Consider the following 15,763-nt stretch of genomic DNA (forward strand, 5'->3'; position numbering starts at 1 on the left):
TCGCATGAGCAGTCCGAAATCCAATCTCACATCGATGTGCGCGATCCGCTCGACCTGTCCCTATTGCGGCGTCGGCTGTGGCGTTCTGCTGGGACCGGACGGGCAGGGCGGCCTAGATGTGCGCGGCGATCAGGACCACCCGGCCAATTTCGGGCGGCTCTGTTCCAAAGGCTCGGCCTTGGGCGAAACCGTGTCGCTTGAGGGCCGCCTCTTGGCGCCGCAGATCGACGGGCGCGAGGCGGATTGGGACACGGCGCTGGATCTCGTGGCGCGCAGGTTTTCCGACACGATTGCCGAACATGGCCCTGATAGTGTTGCGTTTTACGTCTCCGGCCAGCTTCTGACCGAGGACTATTATGTCGCCAACAAGCTGATGAAAGGCTACATCGGCTCGGCTAATATCGACACGAACTCGCGGCTCTGCATGGCCTCCACCGTGGCGGGACACAAACGCGCTTTTGGCACGGATACGGTGCCCGGCACCTATGAGGATCTGGACGAGGCCGACGTCATCGTGCTGACCGGATCGAACCTCGCATGGTGTCATCCCGTGCTCTACCAACGCATCCTCGCCACCCGAAAAAAACGCCCCGATCAAAAGCTCATCGTCATCGATCCGCGTCGCACCGCATCCTGCGATCTGGCCGACTTGCATTTGCCCCTGGCGCTTGGTTCCGATGTGGCGCTGTTCAACGGGTTGCTGGCGGAGATCGACAAACGCGGGTTGATTTATCGTGAATTTGCCGAAAACGTCAGCGGGCTGGATGAAGCCATCGCCGCCGCCAAAGCCGACGATCTCTCCGTCACCGGCCTGTCGGATGATCTGCTCACGACCTTCTATGACCTGTGGTGCGGCTCGGAAAAGGTTGTCACGATCTTTTCCCAAGGCGTGAACCAGTCCTCGTCGGGCACCGATAAGGTCAATTCCATCACCAATTGCCACCTCGCCACGGGGCGTATCGGGCGCGTCGGCATGGGGCCGTTTTCGGTCACCGGCCAGCCCAACGCCATGGGCGGGCGGGAGGTGGGCGGGCTTGCCAATATGCTCGCCTGTCACCTCGACATCGAAAATGCCGCACATCGCAATGCCGTAAAATCCTTTTGGTCCGCGCCCGAGATGCCGGAACACCCCGGCCTCAAAGCTGTCGACATGTTTCGCGCGGTAGGCGAGGGCAAAATCAAGGCGCTCTGGATTCTTCACACCAACCCCGCCGTCTCCATGCCCGATGCAGATCGGGTGCGCGATGCCATTGCGGGCTGTGATTTCGTTGTCGTCTCCGACATCACCGGCGCGACCGACACCGCGCGGCTGGCGCATGTTTTGCTTCCCGCCACCGCATGGGGAGAAAAAAGCGGCACGGTGACCAATTCCGATCGTCTGATTTCCCGCCAACGTCCCGCGCTGCCTGCTCCCGGTCGGGCCCGCGCCGATTGGGAACAACTGGCCGAGGTCGCCCGCCGCATGGGCTTCAAAGACGGGTTCGATTACGAGACGCCTGCGGAGATTTTCCGCGAATATGCCGCGCTTTCCGGCATTGCGGGCGGCTTCGGTAAGGACTTCGACATCTCGGGGCTCAAGGACCTGACAGACACGCAATATGACACGCTCGCGCCGACCCGCTGGCCGGTGACGGACGGCAAAGCGGGTGGACGGTTCTTTGCCGATGGCAAGTTCTTTACCCCTGATGGCAAGGGCCGGATGTTGCCCGTCACTTGGAAGCCGCCGGTGGCGAGACAAGAACCGCGCTACCCGTTCCGGCTCAACACGGGCCGGATTCGCGACCAATGGCACACGATGACCCGCACGGCCCGCTCGCCGCGTTTGTCGGCGCATCTGGGCGAACCCTTCCTTGAGATTCACCCCGAAGACGCCAAGGCGAAAGGCATTGGCCCGACCTCTCTTGTCGAGGTGAAAACGCCCAATGGCACGGCGATCCTGCGCGCGATGATCACCGATCGGATTGCGCGTGGCGAGGTATTCGCGCCGATGCATTGGACCGGCGAAAACGCCCCCGCCGCGCGGGTTGATGCGCTGGTGGCGCCCGTCACCGATCCCGTTTCGGGCCAGCCGGAGAGCAAAGGCTCGGTCGCCTCCATCGCGCCGTTTGAGGCCGAATGGTATGGCTTTGCGATCTCGCAGGCGCCGGTGCATGCCACCTCCGACTATTGGGCGCTGGCGAAAACTTATGCGGGCTATCGCGTTGAAATGGCTGGAAAAGAGACGCCGGAAGATTGGGTCGATGAAGCGCGCCGAATCTTTGGCTTACCCGATGCGGATGTCCAGACCATGCTCGACCCGGCCAAAGGCACGGCGCGCATCGCGCTTCACCAAGATGGTGCGCTCAAGGCCGCTTTGTTCATCTCACGCGGCCCTGTGGCCGTGATGCGAGACTATCTTGCCAACCTGCCGGGAGAGGCGGCGCCCATGGTTCTTTCGGGCAAGTCACCTGCCGATCAACCTGATCCGGGGCCTACGCTCTGCTCTTGCTTCAATGTCGGAGTGAATACTATTCTCGACGCCATCGAGACGCGCGGATTAATGACGGTCGATGCGATTGGCGAGGCGCTGCAGGCGGGCACGAATTGTGGCTCCTGTCGCTCCGAGATCGCGGCTCTCATCAAACGTGCAGAAGGCAAAGAAGCCGCAGAATGAGGCCCTCCCAAGGCCTGATTTCAGACCTGAGAGGCACCTGATGAGCATCGCTGAATTCGTCCGCATCCTTGGCCGTGGTCCGGGGCGCTCGCGCTCTTTGACCCAAGAGGAGGCGCGTGAGGCCATGGCGCGCGTGCTGCGTGGTGAGGCGGCGCCGGAAAGCATTGGTGCCATGTTGATGCTGATGCGTATGAAGGGCGAGGTGCCCGAGGAGCTTGCGGGCTTTACCGCTGCGCTGCGTGAGGTGCTGACCAAAGTGCCAACCCCTGATCTCGACTGGCCGTCCTATGCTGCCGGGCGCACGCGGGGGCTGCCTTGGTTCTTGCTCGCCGCGCGCTTGGTGGCGCAGGGCGGGCATAAAGTCCTGATGCATGGCTGGAACGGGTTAAGTGAGCGCGGTCATCTGGTGCGCGACGGCCTGCCCTATGCCGGGATCACGAGCTGCGCCGGTCCGGATGAAGCCGTTGAGGTTCTGGCGCGCGACAACATTGCCTATCTGCCGCTGGAAAATTTCTCGCCGGAACTGTTGCGCCTGTTGCAACTGCGGGCGGATTTCGGGCTGCGGTCCTGTCTTAATACTGTGGCACGGATGCTCAATCCGGGCGGGGCAGGGGCCTCGGTTCAGGGCGTGTTTCATCCGCCGTATCGCGAGCTTCAGGCCGATGCCTCGCATCTCTTGCGCCTCAACGCCATGTCGGTGATCAAAGGCGGCGGTGGCGAGTTTGAACGCAATCCTTCGAAGGATATTCAGGTGTTTGGCCTAAGAGACGGCGAGCCCTGGGACATGCTCGTGCCGCCCAGCCAAGACGACGCGCGGCGTCTCAACGATGGCGAAACCGATCTCGCGAGGATTTCGGCGCTTTGGTCGGGGGAATTGGACGATCCTTTTGCCAAGGGCATCGTGCTGGCCACGGCGGCGCTTGCGCTGGATACGCTGGGCGTCGCGGAGGCCGAGGCCAAAGCCGCCGCGCTTTGGGCGGCGCGGGTTTAATGCCTTTCAAGCGTTGAACTTTAATTCAACACGAAATTCGACAGGTTTTTCCACGCCTTGGCCCGATTTTTGCCGCTTTGCGGAGTGACATTTGGGTCAAAGACCGAAGGCGAAGGAGACCGGTGAATGGATATCATGGCAATCTATCAGGATTGGGCCGCAGGTTTGACCGCAGCCGACCATGTGACGCTTTTGGCGATCGGATTTGGCCTGATGATTTTTGCCGTCGCCGCCCTCTTGTGGCAGCGCAGCCGGGAGAAATCCCAGAGCGGTCTCGTGCGCGCCCCGCAACAGGCCGAAATGGCATCTATTGTGCCGGGGGAGCGTCATGTTGTGGCGCGGGAAAAGGGCGATGCTTTTATGCGTCGTCTTGATCGGCTGGCCTGACATCACGCCTGACACCATTGTTCAACCCCTGCGCGGCGTAATTGGCTGCGCAGGGGGTTGCTCGTGAAGCTGTGGTGGTCCGGCCTGATAGACCCGATCAGGACTTAGATGTCGATCTCGACGCCCGGCAGGGACAACTCTTTCATCAGATCGCGCAATTCCTGGCGTGCGGCGACGTTGGAAATGTTGAGCGCGGATTTGACGCCAATGTCTTTGAGATCCAAAAGCGTCAGGCCGCGCGGGAACAATTCACGGAAAATCACCCGCTCGGAAAATCCAGGCGCAACGCGGAAGCCAATGCGTTTGCTGAGTTCTTCCAACGCGTCACCGATTTTCTTTTTGTTGTGCATGGCCTGCGCGCCAAGACGGTTGCGCAGCACGACCCAGTCGATGGGTTTCAATCCGGCCTGCGCCCGCAACTGTCGCGCGTTCCAAACCATTTCTGAATAGACCGACGGCCCGAGGATTTTGTTTGAATCGGGATCGACGCGGGCCAAAAGGTCGAAGTCGATGAAACTGTCGTTCATCGGCGTGATCAGCGTATCGGCGAGCGTGTGCGCCACCTGAGACAGGCGGGTGTGTGAACCGGGGCAGTCGATCAGAATGAAATCACAGGTTTCTTCCAGACCCGCCACAGCCATGGAGAGGCGGCGGTCATAGATGTTTTCGCCCTCGGCCAAATCGGTCGCTTCGACTTGCGGCAGATCGCGATACTCGGGCGTTGCCAGTTCAAACCCTTCACGCAAACAAAAGCTCAACCGGTTCTCCAGATAGCGCGCAAAGGTCTTTTGCCGCAGGTCCAGATCCAGCGCGCCCACCCGATGGCCCATGCGAGCCAGAGCGGTTGCCACATGCATGGAGACGGTGGATTTCCCCGCTCCACCCTTCTCATTTCCGACGATAATGATATGCGCCACGTTCCCGAATTCCCGTCCGCTTCGACGCGCATTTTTCCGCGCGTTCATGTTGCTTTGGAGTTCTGTATGACCTCTCTTTCCCGCCCCGTGCAAGAGCGTTTCGACGGCTTAACTGAAACTGTTGCCGTCCTGCTCTGGGGCGACCTCTGAAACCATTTGTTGGGTTTGTGCGTTAAGCTGAAGTAGTGGCGCTCTGGTCTTGGCTGTTGGGCGCTTTGAGAGGAAAGACTGGAGGACTTCCATGAAACGTATGATTTTCGGCACCGCTGCGACCGGGCTTTGCCTTGCGAGCCTCGGTGCAACATGGCCCGCCTATGCGCAGGACGCTGCTCTTGAAACGGAACTGGCAGCAGAGCTTGAGCTGGAGGCCTGCGACGATATCGCGCCGCCCTGTATGACGTCGGACAATACCGTCATGCTGAAGGATGGCACAGAAGTGTCACTTGAAGAGGCCTATGAGGCGCTCGGGATTGCCGCGCCGCGTGCAGAGGTCGAGGCGGAGGTCGCAGTGGGCGAAGAGATGGCCGAGGACGTGGCCACAGAGGAGACGGCGCCGGAGGAGGTTACCACCGCCGGCGAAGAAGCCGTGGCAGACATGGAACATGCCGAGGTGGTCGAAGAAGAGGTAATCGCCGAGGAGCTGGCCGAAGAGGTGCCGGAGGCAGACGCGCAGGTCGCGGAAGATGCGGAAGAGGCACCGATTGATCCGGTCGCAGAGGCGGAAGTTGATCCTGAAACAGTGGAAAACCCGGCCAGCGGTGAGATCGTGATGGAAACCGAGGAAGCTGTCGGCGACGCGCCTGCCGCTCCGGAAGTTGCCGAAGAGGCAGCGCCTGAGGCTGAGAGCGAGACCCTAATGGCGGATGACGCGCAGGAAGAAGGGGCGTTAGGTGCGCTTTTGGACCGTGCGGAGACCCTGTTGCAGGACCGTCAAACCGACGAGAGCCTTGAAGCGGCGATGACCGAAGAAGCGCAGGCCGAACAGGCCGCGGAAGAGGCCGAAATGGCGGCTGATCTTGAGGCGGAACAGAACAGCGCGGCCGCTGCTGCGATGGAAAACCCGGAAGCTGAAGCGGAGGTCGATGTTGTTACTGAGACCGTGACCGAAGAGACCGCGCGCAGCTCAGCCGATGAGATTTTGACCACGAACAACCGGTCCAAGAATGACGATGGCGGGATGAGCGATCGTGAGAAGCTGCTCCTAGGGGCCGTGAGCGCCGTGGTTCTTTCGCAGATCCTGGGCAATGACGATCAGGTTGTGTCCAACACGGGCGACCGTGTGGTGGTCGAGAACAACGGCCAACTCCGCGTTCTGAAAAATGACGACGTCTTGCTGCGCCAGCCCGGTAGCCAAGTGACGACGGAAAGCTTTCCGGATGGCTCAGCCCGCACCACAACCACCCGTGAGGATGGCTCGAAAGTGATCACCGTGCGCGCCGCCGATGGTCGTGTGCTGCGTCGGGATCGGGTGTTGGCCGACGGCACTGTGGTGACGCTGTTCGACGACACGCGTCGCGTTGAGGCGGTGGATGTGTCGGCTTTGCCGGACAGCCCGCAACGGACTGAGACCTATCGCTATGCGGAGGATGAGGAAGAGGACGCCCTGCGTGCTGCCCTTGCCGCCAGCCAAGCGCGTGCTGAAGGGCTCAATCGCAGTTTCTCCCTCAACCAAATCCGATCCATCCGCGCCGTCCGTGAGCTGGCGCCGGAGATCGAGCTGACCAATGTGAATTTCCGCTCTGGCTCTGCCGCGATCACGCCGTCGGAGGCCGAGGAACTGGCCGCTCTGGGGCGCGCCATGCGCGATGCCATCGCTGAGAACCCGCGTGAGGTGTTCTTGGTCGAGGGCCATACGGATGCCGTCGGCAATGCGAGTTACAACCTCGCCCTGTCGGATCGCCGCGCGGAGAGCCTTGCTCTGGCCCTGACCGAGTATTTCGACGTGCCGCCGGAAAACATGATCATCCAAGGCTATGGTGAACGCTATCTTAAAGTGCCGACCGTGGATGCCGAACGCGCCAACCGTCGCGCCGCCGTGAGGGTGATCACGCCGCTTCTGGGTGAGGTGGTTGCGAGCGGTCAGTGAGATAGGCTCTTAGCGACGATGCTGGAGCAAAGAAAAAGGCCCGCCGAAATGGCGGGCCTTTCATGTATTCGCTTAGGGCAGGGCTTAGAAGCCGAGGCCTGCGTATTTGTTTTTGAACTTGGACACACGGCCGCCAGCATCCATGAGGCGGGAGCTGCCACCGGTCCAGGCCGGGTGCGCAGAGGGGTCGATGTCGAGAGCGAGCGTGTCGCCTTCGGAACCCCAGGTGGAGCGCATTTTCACGATCGTGCCATCGGTCATTTTGACGTCGATGAAGTGGTAATCGGGATGGATATCGGTTTTCATCGAAATACTCCTCAGGCTTCGAGCGGCTTGTAGTTGGTGACTTCGGCGATACGGGCAGATTTGCCGCGACGCGAACGGAGGTAGTAGAGTTTCGAGCGGCGAACTTTACCGCGACGCACCACCTCGATGGAGTCGATGTTGGTGGAGTAGAGCGGGAACACACGTTCCACACCTTCACCAAAGGAAATTTTGCGAACCGTGAAGGAACCGGCAATGCCTTTGCCGTTCTTACGGGAGATGCAGACACCTTCGTAGTTCTGCACACGGGTGCGCGTGCCTTCGGTCACTTTGTAACCGACGCGGATGGTGTCACCGGCTTTGAAATCCGGGATGGTTTTGCCGAGAGCTTCGATTTGCTCGGCTTCAAGCTGGGCGATAAGATCCATCGCTTGTTCTCCAATTTGCTCGTGGTTTTGTCCACGAAGGTTTCAACTGCCTCAGAGCTCCGCGTCTTCGATCGGGTCCATAGATATGCCCGCCGGAGGGTTCAGGTCGTCTTTGCTTTGTTCAATCTGCCGAGGCCGTGGTGGACAGAGAAGAAACCGTCCGGCCAATAGCAAAAAGGTCTGTGCGCCGAATCCCGGTGCCAGACGGGCGGTGTATAGGCGCTCAAAGCCCATGTGGCAAGGGGTTCAGTGCGGTTTTCGCCTCAGTCAGCTGTGCCCGATTTTGGCCCTAGGATCAGTGCATAAACGAGGGCACCCAGCACCCCGCCAATGGCCGCGCCGACAGCACAAGACAGGATCATCGCAGGGATCGTGATGACGGACAAGGCGATCATCATGCCGACCACTTCTGCGAAGCCGCCGGGACCTGTGTAGGTCATCGCCTGAAACAGGGATATGCCCTGCACAACGGCTGTCCCGGCCCATGATCCCAAAGAGATCAAGACCATTTTGCTAAAGTCGTTCGGTGTGGTTGTCAGTGTCTTTTTCAGTCGCCATGCGACAAGGGTCGCGAGAGCGAAGAAGGGCATATTGGCCCAGATCGCAAAGGGGAGGAGTAATTTGATGCCCCGTTCAATGGACACAACGTCCACACCGCGTGCACTGAGAGTCTCGCGCGCGAGAATGCCGAGGCCGATTGTGAGGCCCAGCCCCGACAACCATATTCCGTGCACGACCATCTGTCTCGATAGACGCATAACATACTCTCCCTTTACCCTATTCTATCATAGGAGAGGGGACAGAACCTTGATCCTGACCGGGAGCGTCAGTCTTTCGACTTTTCCGCCTCATAGGCCTCCCACATATCGGGGCGACGGTCGCGGGTGATTTTTTCAGCCATTTTGTGACGCCATTCGGCGATCTTTCCATGGTGGCCGGACATGAGAACCTCGGGAATCGCCATCCCACGCCATTCGGCGGGGCGGGTGAATTGCGGGTGCTCCAAAAGCCCGTTTGAATGGCTCTCTTCTTCGATGCTTTCCGCATTGCCCAAGACCCCGGGCAAAAGGCGCACGGTGGCGTCGATCATCGCCTGCGCCGCGATCTCGCCGCCGGTGAGGACGAAATCGCCAAGGCTGACTTCCTCGATCCCGTAGTGAAACAGCACGCGGTCATCGACGCCCTCGAACCGGCCACAGATCATCGTGATGCCACGCGCCTCGGACCATCGTTTCGCGGTCGCTTGGTCGAACCGTTTGCCGCGCGGCGACAGATAGACCATAGGCCACTCGCGACGATCCGGCGGGGTGCCGTTCATCGCGAAATCAATCGCGTTGCCCATCACGTCGGGGCGGATCACCATGCCCGCGCCACCGCCTGCAGGGGTGTCATCGACATTCTTGTGCTTGCCCTCACCGAACTCACGCAGGTGGATTTGTTCGAGCTGCCATTTGCCGTCCTGCAGGGCCTTGCCGGTCAGGCTTTCGCCCAAAACGCCGGGAAAGGCCTCGGGGAACAGCGTGATCACCTTGGCCTTCCAGACGCCGACGAGATCGGGCGTGTTTGTCATCAACTCGCGCGGGCGCAGCGTCGGGCGCACGGCGAGGCGGCCATGGGATTTGGCAGGCGCTTCCTCTGCGGGTGTGTCGTCCATATCGCTCATTCGAACAGCCCCTCGGGCGGGTCGGCGATGATGCGTCCGGCGGCCAAATCGACCGTTGGCACATTGGCCATGGTGAAGGGCAAAAGCACCGGCGCCTTGAGCCCCGACCCATGTACTTCCAACAGATCGCCCGCGCCGTGGTTGAGCACATTGCGGACCTGCCCAAGCTCGGTGCCGCCGGTGTCCAGTACGGTGAGGCCAATCAGATCGGCGTGGTAATATTCGTCATCGGGCAGCGAGGGCAGCGCGTCGCGGTCCGCAAACAGCGTCACGCCCTTGAGCGCATCGGCCTCTTCTTTGCTGTCCACACCTTCGATCTCGGCGGCAAAGCCGTTCTTGATCGCGCGGGTCAGCGTCAATTCGAAGGTCTGCGTGCCGTCTTCCGAGGTCAAAGGCGCGTAGTCGCCGATGGCTTCGGGGTCAGAGCAAAAGCTTTTGATACGCACTTCGCCATGAACGCCAAAGGCGCCCGCGATGGCTCCGACGATGATCCGCGTGTCACTCATGTTTGGCTCGCTGTTTGGGTTTTGAGACGGGTTGCGCCAACCTAAAGCGTTTTAAGGCGGGTTTGAAGCACCCGCCTGACGCAAAATTGCAGGTCTTTGCGCAGAAGTTAGCGTGCGAGAAGTTCAAGTTCTGCCGTGCGCGTCTCATAGCCGCGGGTTTGCAGGTCCGGCTCGGTGCTGTCTGCGGTCGGGTAACCGATGCAGAGATAGCCCACCAGCTTCCAGCTTTGCGCGATGTCGAGATCGGCCTGAAGCTGCGCCGGATCAAAGCGCGAGACCCATCCCATGCCGATGCCCTCGACCCGCAGCGCAAGCCAGAATTGCATGATCGCGGCAGCGACGGAATAGTCCAGCACCTGTGGGATGGAAGAGAGATCAAGCATATGTCCTTCGGTCGCGGCACTGTCGCTGAACACCGCGTATTGCACCGGCGCGGCCTCGAGGCCCTTCAGCTTTTGCGTGGCAAAGCCTTGCGCGGTTTCACCGTCCGCACCCGACAGGGCGCTGGCGTTGAAATTTTTGAAATTCTCTAAGACAGCCTTGCGAGCGCCGTTGCTTTTGATGTCAACGAGACGCCAAGGCTGGGTCAGGCTGACAGAGGGCGCAAGTTTGAACGCGTCGAGACAACGCTCGAGTGCGGCGGGGTCCACGGGCGTGTCCTGAAAGCTGCGCACATCGCGGCGCCAACGCATGAGTTCGGAAAAATCTTTACGAAAAGCGGCAGAAAACTGTCCGATTGCAGCGGTGTTGGTCATCTTCGATCCCTTGGGAGTGCTCAGATATGGCGGTGGCGTAACGGGTTGATTTGGGGGGTCATTTTAGACCCTGCGCAAATGTAGGACGCAGCCGTGTTTTATTGCTCAAAGGCAACGAGGAAAAGAGAAAAGCGCAGATGGGCGGGCCATCTGCGCTCTCATGTGAGTGTGCTCACACGGAAGAATATTCCGGGTGTGCTTACTCTTCAGCGGCTTCTTCAGCCGGAGCAGCAGCAGCTTCAGCGGCCTCGGCAGCTTTTGCAGCTTTCTCTTCAGCGCGGTCCTGAGCTTTTTTGCCCGGAACGGCTTTCTTCGGGTTGTTGCGCTCTTTTTTCGCGAGCACGCCAGCAGCTTCGAGCATGCGGGAAACGCGGTCGGTCGGCTGGGCGCCTTGGCCGAGCCAGTATTGCACGCGCTCCAGATCCATTTTCACGCGCTCTTCGCTGTCTTTCGCCAGGAGCGGGTTGTAGGTGCCCAGTTTCTCGATGAAGCGGCCATCACGCGGCATGCGGGAATCTGCGGCAACGATGCTGTAGAAGGGGCGTTTTTTGGAACCGCCGCGGGCGAGACGAATTTTCATAGCCATGATGTGTTTCTCCTAAGTCTGACTATTGAGCCAAGGTCCGGGTAAGGCCTTAGCAATCCTGGTGTTTTTCGTGGTGGTGAATGACTTCCTGAATGATGAATTTCAGGAACTCTTTTGCGAATTCCGGATCGAGATCTGCCGCAACGGCGAGCTCTTCGAGCCGGGCAATCTGTTTTTCTTCGCGCGCCGGGTCCGACGGCGGAAGATCGTGGGCGGCCTTGAGTTTCCCCACGGCCTGCGTGTGTTTGAACCGCTCGCCCAGTGTGTAGACGAGGATCGCGTCCAGACGGTCGATGCTTTCGCGGTGCTCCTTGAGCACCTCTTGGGCGCGGATTTGGGTCTCGTTCATGCGTAGGCCTCCATACCGCCGTCTTGCAGCGCTTCGGGTGTCGGATGACGGTAGACGAGGCAGTCTTCCCCGTCCGGGGTCTCCGCCATCTCGTCGCATTCGGCCCCCATGCGTTCGGCCAAAGCGACCGAGCGGGTGTTTGCCGCATCGATGTAGGACACAAGCGTGTCACGCCCCATCTCGACATAGGCGTAATCGCGGGCGGCCGTGGCGGCCTCGAACGCGTAACCTTGGCCCTCGAAGCCCTCGACCACGAACCAGCCCAGTTCAAGTTCGGGGAAGTGTGGCGGTTTGTTCAGCGCGACCTGGCCGACGAAAGCGCCATCGTCCAGACGTTCAACGCCCCAGGCACCATGCCCGAAAAGCTGCCATTGTGCCACGTCACCACAGAACGCAAACCATGCCTGACGCCGCGTGAGCGGGCCGTGCATGTAGCGCGAGCGGTCAGAGGCAAACATGTCGGCGAAGGCGTTGAAATCCGCCTCGACATGGCCGCGCAACCGCAGGCGCTGGGTTTCTATGGTGGGGGCGAGGGTCATATTATTTCTTCTTCCCGAAGCCCGACAGACCCGGCGGCAAGGACGCGCCGCCCAGACCCGGCAGGCCACCAAGTCCACCCATGCCTTTGGGCATCGCGCCACCCAAAGCTTTGGTCGCCTCGGCCATTTTCGCGGGATCCATGTCCTCAAGACCTTGCGGACCGCCTTTGCCCAACATGCCTTTCAGCGCCTGTTTGAACATGCCGCCCTTCATCTTGCTCATCTTTTTCATCGCATCCGACATCTGGCGGTGCATCTTGATAAGCTGATTGAGCTCAGAAACCTCAAGACCCGCGCCTGCCGCGATGCGTTTCTTGCGCGAGGCTTGCAAAAGCTGCGGGTTGGCGCGCTCTTTCTTGGTCATCGAGTTGATCAGCGCGACCTGACGTTTGAAAACGCTGTCGTCAAAGCCGCTTTCCTTGATCTGGGAGGCGGCTTTTTTCATGCCCGGCATCATGCCCATGATCGATTCCATGCCGCCCATTTTCTGCATCTGCTCGAGCTGCATCTTCATGTCGTTCATGTTGAACCGACCCTTGGCAAAGCGGCGGGCCATCTTTTCGGCCTGCTCGGCCTCGATGGTTTCCTGTGCTTTCTCGACGAGGGCCACGATGTCGCCCATGCCAAGGATACGGCCCGCGACGCGGTCCGGGTGGAACTCTTCAAGAGCGTCCATCTTTTCGCCAAGGCCGACGAATTTGATCGGCTTGCCGGTGACCGCGCGCATGGAAAGCGCCGCACCACCGCGACCGTCGCCGTCCATCCGGGTCAGCACGACGCCGGAGATGCCGATGCGACCATCAAAGTTCTCGGCGGTGTGCACGGCGTCCTGACCGGTCAGACCGTCCACCACCAACAGCGTCTCGCGCGGCGAGGTGATTTGTTTGACCTCCTCGACCTCGGCCATCAACGCATCGTCGATGGACAGACGACCGGCGGTGTCGAGCATGTAGACGTCATAGCCGGCCATCGCGGCCTGCTGTTTCGCACGTTTGGCGATGTCGGCGGGGCTTTGACCCGGCACGATCGGAAGCGTGTCGACGCCGATCTGTTCGCCCAAGACCTTGAGCTGGTCCATGGCGGCGGGGCGATAAACGTCGAGCGACGCCATCAGCACGCGCTTGCCATGTTTTTCCTTGAGGCGCTTCGCGAGTTTCGCTGTCGTCGTGGTTTTACCACCACCCTGCAGACCGACCATAAGGATCGGGGCGGGCGGGTTGTCGACCTTGAGAGACCCGATGTCGGCCTCGTCGCCTTGCAGCACATGCACCAGCTCGTCATGCACGATCTTGACGACCTGCTGACCCGGCGTGACGGATTTTGTCACGGCTTGGCCGGTGGCTTTCTCGGTCACCGCCTTGACGAAGTCGCGGGCAACCGGCAGCGAAACGTCGGCCTCCAGAAGGGCAACACGCACTTCGCGCAGCGCGGTTTTCACATCGTCTTCGGACAGGGCACCTTGTTTGGTGAGCTTGTCGAAGACGCCTGAGAGGCGGTCGGACAGATTTTCAAACATGGGCCGTTCTCCTTTAAAGGGGCCGTTGACGATATGCTCCATCTGGGGACGAAGCGGCGAATTTTACACCCCGAGCACCGCCAGCTCACACTGACAACGCGGCAAATGCACATTTGCCCCCGTGGGCGTATAACGCTGACGGGGGGCGATCCTGGCCTGTGGCCTGAGGACCGGAAGATGCACACTTCCGGGAAATTTGATCCGGTCTCTACGCGCGTGCGTATGCGGAGTCAAGACAAAGCGCATATGGCCGACTGGATTGCGGGGTCTGTTGCGCTACACTCCTTATGAGCCCGTTTATGAACCCGGTGGGAGGGACGGATGCAAGACCTACAGCCTGCGATTTCTGAACAGGACGGCCTGACCTGCGGTGTGCTCTATGTGGCGGGCGGCGAGGATTATGTCGATCTGGCCATTCAATCGGCGCGCTCTTTGCGCGACCATGAACCCGGAATTGCCATCGATCTGGTGACGGACCTGCCGGAAAACCTGCCCTCCGGGCTGTTTGATCGGGTCACCGCCAGCTACGACATGCACCCGCGCGAGAAACTCCGCGCCATGCCCGCGAGCCGGTTCGAGCGCACGCTTTACGTCGATAGTGACACGCTCTTTGTAGCGCCTCTGGGCGATCTCTTCGGGATTCTCGACCGCTTCGAATGTGCGCTCTGCCATGATGTGCGCCGCGACTGGGCGCTTATTCGGCAGGGCCGGGATCACACCACGCCCTACGCCTTTCCTCAGCACAATTCCGGCGTCTTCCTCTATCGCAACAGCCCCGAGATGCTGGACTTTCTCAATGACTGGGCCGAGAGATTCTTTGCCGACGACGACATTCATCGCGATCAGATCATCCTGAAGGACCTGCTCTGGGAAAGCGATCTGCGTTATTATGTCCTGCCGCCGGAGTTCAATCTGCGCCGGGTGACCATGCTCGATGCCTGGGAGCCTTTGGACGCCGTGCCGACCATCCTGCATTCGCATCGGTTTCAGGATCATATGCGTGGACAGGGCGATGAGGCGCGCGGTGTCCGGATCGCAACCCTGGAAGCGCTTCTCAAGGTCGAGCGCGAAGCTCTGGCCGAAGAATGGGCCAAAGACGCGGATTTGCCGGAGGCGGCGCGGGTCTGGGCCGAATTAAGAAACCGCTCCGCTGCAAAATAGCTTGTAATTCCGAACAGGTCTCACGATGATCGGCGCCAACCGTTCCCCTCTGCACATGAGGCCACTATGTCCGTCGAAAATTGGGATGAGTTCCGCACCGCGTTTCAGGTCGCAAAAATGGGCACCGTCTCCGGCGCTGCTCAGGCGCTTGGCGTCCACCACGCCACCGTGATCCGCCACATTGATGCGCTCGAGGGCCGTCTGGGCGTCAAGCTGTTCCAGCGCCACGCCCGCGGCTACACGCCGACCGAGGCGGGGATCGACCTGTTGAAAGTGGCACAGACCACCGACGATCAATTCTCTCAACTCGTGTCCCGGATCAAAGGCCGGGGCGAAGAGGTGGTTGGCGAGTTGGTTGTGACCTCCTTGCCAGGGATGGGGCCGCTCTTGGCGCCGGTGCTGGCCGAGTTCCAGCGCGATCACCCCGGTCTCACCGTGCGCTATCTCGCGGGCGAGCGGGTGTTTCGTCTTGAGTATGGCGAGGCCCATATCGCGATCCGGGGCGGCAAGCCGCCGCAGGAACCCGACAATGTGGTGCAGCCGTTTTATCGCCAAGGCTTCGGCCTTTACGCCCATCAAAGCTACATCGACGCTTTCGGGGCGCCGCAGGGCGAGGGCGAAGCGCTGGCGCATGAATTGCGCTTTGTCTCGCTTGATGATGTCAATTCCCGCGCGCCCTTCATGGTCTGGATGAACGATCATGTGCCTTCGGACCGGATCGTGTTCCGCACCTCCGATATGACGGCGATGTCCGATGCGATCCTTGCGGGCGCAGGCGCGGGGTTCCTGCCGACGTGGATGGCGCATGACAATCCCGATCTGGTTCAGATCATGCCACCGCAACCGGAATGGGAAAGCCAGAACTGGTTGGTGACCCATGTCGATTTGCACCGCACGCCAAAGGTTCAGTCCTTCCTGACCTTCCTGAAGGCGCGCGCGAAAGAATGGCCTCAGTCCTAACT

17 protein-coding genes are annotated in these 15,763 nt (G+C 60.5%); 6 read left to right on the forward strand and 11 right to left on the reverse strand.

Features of this window, described 5'->3' with window-relative positions:
* The first annotated feature begins 4 nt into the window (after positions 1 to 4).
* The 3 genes from J5Y17_RS14080 (at position 5) to J5Y17_RS14090 (ending at position 4,031) form a co-directional block, all read left to right on the forward strand.
* Complete coding sequence (locus J5Y17_RS14080) at positions 5 to 2,653, forward strand: nitrate reductase (protein WP_219785882.1); 2,649 nt, start codon at positions 5 to 7, stop codon at positions 2,651 to 2,653.
* Between the two features lie 40 nt (positions 2,654 to 2,693).
* A complete protein-coding gene (locus J5Y17_RS14085; RefSeq protein ID WP_219785883.1) occupies positions 2,694 to 3,644 on the forward strand; it encodes a glycosyl transferase family protein in 951 nt (316 codons plus the stop codon).
* 126 nt (positions 3,645 to 3,770) lie between these two features.
* Complete coding sequence (locus J5Y17_RS14090) at positions 3,771 to 4,031, forward strand: hypothetical protein (RefSeq protein ID WP_219785884.1); 261 nt, start codon at positions 3,771 to 3,773, stop codon at positions 4,029 to 4,031.
* A 104-nt stretch (positions 4,032 to 4,135) separates the two neighbouring features.
* On the opposite strand, the gene J5Y17_RS14095 is transcribed toward J5Y17_RS14090, so the two are convergent.
* Complete coding sequence (locus tag J5Y17_RS14095; RefSeq protein ID WP_219785885.1) at positions 4,136 to 4,948, reverse strand: division plane positioning ATPase MipZ; 813 nt, start codon at positions 4,946 to 4,948, stop codon at positions 4,136 to 4,138.
* Between the two features lie 241 nt (positions 4,949 to 5,189).
* Here J5Y17_RS14095 and J5Y17_RS14100 point away from each other — a divergent pair, with 241 nt between their 5' ends.
* Entirely contained in the window at positions 5,190 to 7,034 is a 1,845-nt protein-coding gene (locus J5Y17_RS14100; RefSeq protein ID WP_219785886.1) for an OmpA family protein, read from the forward strand.
* 84 nt (positions 7,035 to 7,118) lie between these two features.
* Here J5Y17_RS14100 and rpmE read toward each other — a convergent pair whose 3' ends face one another.
* The 10 genes from rpmE to ffh form a co-directional block, all read right to left on the reverse strand.
* Positions 7,119 to 7,340, reverse strand: a complete 222-nt coding sequence (rpmE, locus tag J5Y17_RS14105; RefSeq protein ID WP_219785887.1) for a 50S ribosomal protein L31 — start codon at positions 7,338 to 7,340, stop codon at positions 7,119 to 7,121.
* An 11-nt stretch (positions 7,341 to 7,351) separates the two neighbouring features.
* The gene (rplS, locus tag J5Y17_RS14110; RefSeq protein ID WP_066608665.1) at positions 7,352 to 7,726 is read right to left on the reverse strand and encodes a 50S ribosomal protein L19; all 375 of its coding nucleotides are present in this window, start codon (positions 7,724 to 7,726) and stop codon (positions 7,352 to 7,354) included.
* Between the two features lie 263 nt (positions 7,727 to 7,989).
* Positions 7,990 to 8,484 (reverse strand): hypothetical protein, encoded by a 495-nt coding sequence (locus J5Y17_RS14115; RefSeq protein ID WP_219785888.1) that lies wholly within the window; start codon positions 8,482 to 8,484, stop codon positions 7,990 to 7,992.
* A gap of 68 nt (positions 8,485 to 8,552) precedes the next feature.
* Positions 8,553 to 9,389 carry a tRNA (guanosine(37)-N1)-methyltransferase TrmD gene (gene trmD / locus J5Y17_RS14120; protein WP_255572101.1) on the reverse strand — a complete coding sequence of 279 codons (837 nt, stop codon included), beginning with the start codon at positions 9,387 to 9,389 and terminating at the stop codon, positions 8,553 to 8,555.
* Positions 9,386 to 9,895: a ribosome maturation factor RimM gene (gene rimM, locus J5Y17_RS14125; RefSeq protein WP_219785889.1), complete on the reverse strand. Its 510-nt coding sequence runs from the start codon at positions 9,893 to 9,895 to the stop codon at positions 9,386 to 9,388. The genes trmD and rimM overlap by 4 nt, the downstream gene beginning before the upstream one ends.
* 107 nt (positions 9,896 to 10,002) lie before the next feature.
* The gene (bluB, locus tag J5Y17_RS14130) at positions 10,003 to 10,650 is read right to left on the reverse strand and encodes a 5,6-dimethylbenzimidazole synthase (protein ID WP_219785890.1); all 648 of its coding nucleotides are present in this window, start codon (positions 10,648 to 10,650) and stop codon (positions 10,003 to 10,005) included.
* 199 nt (positions 10,651 to 10,849) lie between these two features.
* The gene (gene rpsP, locus J5Y17_RS14135; RefSeq protein ID WP_219785891.1) at positions 10,850 to 11,236 is read right to left on the reverse strand and encodes a 30S ribosomal protein S16; all 387 of its coding nucleotides are present in this window, start codon (positions 11,234 to 11,236) and stop codon (positions 10,850 to 10,852) included.
* 49 nt (positions 11,237 to 11,285) lie between these two features.
* Positions 11,286 to 11,585 carry a chorismate mutase gene (locus tag J5Y17_RS14140; protein ID WP_219785892.1) on the reverse strand — a complete coding sequence of 100 codons (300 nt, stop codon included), beginning with the start codon at positions 11,583 to 11,585 and terminating at the stop codon, positions 11,286 to 11,288.
* On the reverse strand, positions 11,582 to 12,124 hold the full coding sequence (locus J5Y17_RS14145; RefSeq protein WP_219785893.1) for a GNAT family N-acetyltransferase: 543 nt from the start codon (positions 12,122 to 12,124) through the stop codon (positions 11,582 to 11,584). Before J5Y17_RS14145 ends, J5Y17_RS14140 begins: the two co-directional genes overlap by 4 nt.
* Before the next feature lies 1 nt (position 12,125).
* Positions 12,126 to 13,640: a signal recognition particle protein gene (ffh, locus tag J5Y17_RS14150; protein ID WP_219785894.1), complete on the reverse strand. Its 1,515-nt coding sequence runs from the start codon at positions 13,638 to 13,640 to the stop codon at positions 12,126 to 12,128.
* A gap of 321 nt (positions 13,641 to 13,961) precedes the next feature.
* Here ffh and J5Y17_RS14155 point away from each other — a divergent pair, with 321 nt between their 5' ends.
* Both J5Y17_RS14155 and J5Y17_RS14160 read left to right on the forward strand, forming a co-directional pair.
* Positions 13,962 to 14,801: a putative nucleotide-diphospho-sugar transferase gene (locus tag J5Y17_RS14155; protein WP_219785895.1), complete on the forward strand. Its 840-nt coding sequence runs from the start codon at positions 13,962 to 13,964 to the stop codon at positions 14,799 to 14,801.
* A 66-nt stretch (positions 14,802 to 14,867) separates the two neighbouring features.
* A complete protein-coding gene (locus J5Y17_RS14160; protein ID WP_219785896.1) occupies positions 14,868 to 15,761 on the forward strand; it encodes a LysR family transcriptional regulator in 894 nt (297 codons plus the stop codon).
* Positions 15,762 to 15,763: the final 2 nt, after the last annotated feature.

Origin of the sequence: Celeribacter sp. PS-C1 (assembly GCF_019429625.1) — a bacterium.
Lineage (GTDB): Bacteria > Pseudomonadota > Alphaproteobacteria > Rhodobacterales > Rhodobacteraceae > Celeribacter.